General features: G+C 61.1%; 3 protein-coding genes. 1 reads left to right on the forward strand and 2 read right to left on the reverse strand.

Annotation, left to right across the window (positions count from 1 at the left end; genetic code table 11):
* Positions 1-491: 491 nt before the first annotated feature.
* Together NW841_RS11995 and NW841_RS12000 are read right to left on the reverse strand one after the other, a co-directional pair.
* A complete protein-coding gene (locus NW841_RS11995) occupies positions 492-1,985 on the reverse strand; it encodes a hypothetical protein (RefSeq protein ID WP_414386566.1) in 1,494 nt (497 codons plus the stop codon).
* Positions 1,986-2,154: 169 nt separating this feature from the next.
* Positions 2,155-3,417: a class I SAM-dependent methyltransferase gene (locus NW841_RS12000; protein WP_414386568.1), complete on the reverse strand. Its 1,263-nt coding sequence runs from the start codon at positions 3,415-3,417 to the stop codon at positions 2,155-2,157.
* A 114-nt stretch (positions 3,418-3,531) separates the two neighbouring features.
* Between NW841_RS12000 and NW841_RS12005 the strand changes: the two genes are divergently transcribed.
* Positions 3,532-4,350, forward strand: a complete 819-nt coding sequence (locus tag NW841_RS12005; RefSeq protein ID WP_414335874.1) for a hypothetical protein — start codon at positions 3,532-3,534, stop codon at positions 4,348-4,350.
* Positions 4,351-4,528: the final 178 nt, after the last annotated feature.

Raw genomic sequence — 4,528 nt, forward strand, 5'->3', positions numbered from 1 at the left:
GGGTACAGCCGAAAGGTCTGCCGCCTGATTACCAGTACAGTTTCAGTCACCTTTTGTGACTTAGTCGAAGCCAGAGTAAGTGTAGCATCGAGAATGGCAGACTAAGCAGCGACGCTGACGCAGTTTTTAGAATTCACTTGCACGTAGTGTTTGTAACAAAATACTGGTCACTAAAGTGTATTGGGAAGGGCTAGGCTTTGGCATGATTTGCTCCCTAGAACCAGAATCAGTCAGAGGGTGCTATCCCTCCCCACCGTATAGACGGTGGGGAATTCCGCACCTTACGTTAACCAAACTGAAAGCCTCGGCTTGCTAGGGGGAGGGAAGAGTTGCGCAACCTCTGCGTCCCCTTCAAGAGACGCGCAAGGAGCTACCGCCGAGCTTCAGTTCGTGGACTCCGTGACACCCCAGCTGGAACGACCGAACAGGGGGGCCGTGGATCCCCCGATGAATCGAGGGGGATTACCGCCCCCTCGCTCTCCCCCGTTTCTCTAAGGGATCCAGGCCAGGGCGCTGCTGCCCAGCGCCAGGCGGCGGTGGCTGTTGGGGAGCGGCAGTCCATCTTGCAAGTCCAGCAACCACACTTGCGCGCTCCGGATGGCTTGCCCACTGCGGCTGAGGGGAGCCCAGGGATCCGGAATCTCCTCTTGCAAGGGCTGCAAAAGCGTGTAGGCCAACAGGCGGCCGTCCGGAGAAAGGCTGAAGTCCAGCTCAAAGGGGTAGTCGGCCCGAGCCATCTCCGCGATCTTGCCAGCTTGGGCAGCGCCACCGCTGCTGAACACGATTGCCAGCAGGCGGGATGATTCGCTGTAGCCCGGCAACGCCAACTCGCCCTGATTGCCGGTAACCTCAACCTCGCTCACCAAGCTGTAAAAAACAGGCGCCCTCGGCGAGAAAGCTCCTTTGGCAACGGATCCCTCGGTTACCCAAATCTCCTCGCTGGTGCCGGTATTGCTGACGATAAAGAGGCTGCGGGTGTAGTCGGGATTGAAGCGCAGCAAAGCCCCGAAAGCCCCGTCGGGACGGATGGCCAAGGTTTGGCCGAACTGGGCCAAAAAGCTCTCCGCTGCCGCCCGCGGGTGCAGGGGCACAATCCCCACCCCTTGCCCCTGGGAGATGAGCAAGCTGCTCTCATCAGGGCTGATGAAAAAGTCTCCCCCCAAAGCCGTGTCCAGCTCCAGACGCTCAAAGGGATCCTGTCTCCTTTTCTGGACCCACAGCTCCGTCTGGACAGGGGCGAGGGGATCCCGTTGCAGGGGGATCCGCTCCGCTACCACCAGCTCCCCCGTCGGCGAGACCTGGAAGCGCAGGTTTTGGTAGCCCTGGTGATCCAGCAGCAACTGGGAAGACTGATCCTCCAGATCCAGGCGGTACAGATCCTGGTGTTGTAGGCTGGTGGTGGTGGCAAAGTAGTAGACAAAGCGGCCATCGGCGCTGGGCTGCATTTGAGTGACCTTCAGCCCGGCTGGCGTCAGCAACGTGGTGGATCCCGTCTCCAGGTTAAAGAGGAACAGCCGCCCCCGTTGGTCTGCTTCCGTGCCGATCCCCAACAACTGCCGATCCGGCGTGCGAAACTCCCCCTCAAAAGGTCGCACCATGGGCTGGCCCCGCTCATCCACGGCGGCCTTTAGGCGCAGCCGGTAGGTCTGGCCGTAGGGGGCTGGCTCTGTCAGGGTCCAAAAAAAGCGGCGGCCCAGCTTGTGCATCCGGCCCGGCAGAGGCGGCTGGATCTCCAAGTTGGCCGCAACGCTGTCCGCATCCATAGGGCGGTTGAAGGTCAGCACCATCTGCAGTTCCTGGGATCCCACCCGCTGCTGTTGCCAGTTGAAATCCCGCACATAGGGGGCCGTATGGTTGCCCAGCAAAAATAAGATCACCCCAATCGCCAAGTTGCAGAGGGTGATCCCGGCTACCCAGCGATCCAAGGGCTGGGTCAGCCCTCGCTGCAGAGCTGCATAGAAACGACGTGCCGGCCAGGCAGGCATCCGGGTCGTACAGTTCTCGACATCTCAAACCAGATTAAGGCACCTTTCAGGCGCTTGGGGCCACTGCCCTCACCCCCGCCCCCTCTCCCAGAGGGAGACTGCCCTCACCCCCAGCCCCTCTCCCAGAGGGAGAGGGGAGCTGGGCTGGAGCGGGAACGGGTAAACGGCTCTACTGCAGCATGACAAAGAGAAAGTCTTCCAACGCCGTCAGGAAGGTCAACACCTCGTCGGTTGCCTGTTCTTTCGTCAGGGATCCCAGCTCGACGACCCGTTGAATCAGCTCTGCCACCGGAGTCGGCCCCTGCAGCAGCGGAGCCAGCCATCTCACCTTCTCGGCAGGGATGCTGATCCGCCCGTGGGTGGCCCCTGTCCACTGCATTTCGTAGGGGCGGTTCTCTTGCAGGGCCTTGTTGTACTCCTGGTGGAAGCGGGCATTGTCCATCAGCAGGGGGTTAAACTGCACGGATCCCGTCAGCCAATCCGCATCCGTCCAAGGCAGCACCAGGGAAGAGCCGGCGTGCTCGGCCCAAAAGTCGATGAGGCGATGGGCAGGCCGGATCAGCTCGTAGAGGTGCAGCCGCTCCATAACGCTGAGGGTTTCCAGCCGTTGCCGCACAAACTCCGGCACTTGCTTAAAGAGAGACTCCACCGACCAGTCGGGCATATCCACCAGGCTTAAAAAGCCCAACCCTGCCTGCTGCAACATGCCAAACACCTCGGGGATCGTAAATCCCTTGTCGTTGGCAAGCAGATAGTTGTTCAGGATGGCGGCGTCTTCGGTATAGTTGGCCGGGTTCCACAGCACTGCCTTGGCCACCTCTTCCTGCAGGGATCCCATGAATTCCCGCACGTTCTTGGCGCCTACTGCTGGCGGGACGTCGAATTGCCCCACCTTTTGCAAAGCTTCCTGCAGGCGGAGAAACACCTGGCGTTGGCGGCGGCTGTGGAGATTGGCGCGAATAATGCCCTCGGGCTTGAGAACCTTTTTCATCGCCCGCAAGCCCTCAGTGGGATCTGCCAACAAATACAGAACGTCGTTCAGGCTGATGAAATCGAACTGGATCCCCAGGCGATCCAGCTCCAGCACGTTGAGGACGTAGCACTGGACATCGGTGAAGCCGTGGCGGCGCAGGCGTTCCTCGGTGAGCTTGACGGAAGCCGGCGACAGATCACAAGCCACGATCTGGGCGCCCGGATTGGCCTCCGCCATCATCAGCGTCTCCCAGCCGGAGCCACAGCCGGCGTTAAGCATCACCTTGCCCTCTGACGGGACGAGCATGTGGGTGCGCAGGTACTGGGCGGTGGTATAGCTCATCTTGAACATCTCCCCCAAGACATTGCGGGCCGACTGGGAGAGGGGCACATTGGGGTAGGGCAGGGCCTCGTAGAGGCTGAGGGCCCGGTCTGCAGCCGAGAGAGCAGATCTGGTCATCGGCAGGGGAAAAGTGCAAGGGAGATCGAGAGAAGCAAGGCCATCGCTATGATTGAGTCTAGCCGCTGGTCGCGGCGGCGCTGCCGAGCAATAGAGATCTGCTGAGAACTGGCCATGACTGCTGCTGCTTTGCCCCGTCGCCGCTCCCGTTTCTCCCTGACAGGCACCCTGGCCGCCGTGGGCGGGGCGCTGCTGTGCGGGATCCTGGTGGTACGGCTGCAGGTGCCGATGCTGGAGCGGATCAATCTAGAGGCCCTGGAAAATGCCGAGGCCCGCAAAAACCGCAACATTGCCCTGGCCACCACCCTGGGCTGGCTGGGCTACCGCAACCTGGGCGCCTCCTGGCTGTGGCTGGAGCTGATCCAGTACTACGGCGACGCCCCTGCTCGCGCCCAAACCGGCTACGGCCTTGCCTACGAGTACTTCGACCACATGCTGCGGCTGGATCCCAATTTCTTCTTAGGCTACCGCCTCTCCAGCTTGGTGTTGGCCTATCGGGCTGGCCAGCCGGAAAAAGCCGTCGAGATTTTGGATCGCGGCCTGCAGCAGTTTAACCCCCAAAACAACCCCGATGCCTGGCGGCTCTACGTGGATCGCGCCCTGATCAACTTCATGTTTTTGGGGGATGCGGAAGCGGGCCGCCGCGACTACTACCAAGCCGCCGCCTGGCGGGAACAGGTGGGCTTGCCTGGTGACGATTTTCGCCAACTGGGGGACAACATCGCCCGCAGCCCCCTCAGCCGCCGCTCCCGCTTCGATGTCTGGCTAAGCGTGTTTAACGCCACCAGCGACCGGGATACCCGCCAGTTTGTTCTGGAACAACTGACCCAATTGGGGACGGTGCTGCGCACGTTGCCCACGGGCGAGATCGAGATTCTCCCGCCGCCTCTGCCCAGTGGACTTGAGGAAGAGCCCTACCGCTTGCGCCTGTGATTCCAATCCAGTGACGCACTCCCGACCCTCATCTTCGTTGAGTCAACACAACATGGCTTACAGCACGCTGCGCGAACCGATAGCGTACGGGCTTACGCTTGCCAGACTTGTTGGTACAGAGGTCTCAGCGTGCTGCCACCGTGCCACCCGCGGCGGGAACCAGTCAGGGAAACTCTTT

Origin of the sequence: Synechococcus sp. H60.3 (genome assembly GCF_047462295.1) — a bacterium.
Taxonomy (GTDB): domain Bacteria; phylum Cyanobacteriota; class Cyanobacteriia; order Thermostichales; family Thermostichaceae; genus Thermostichus.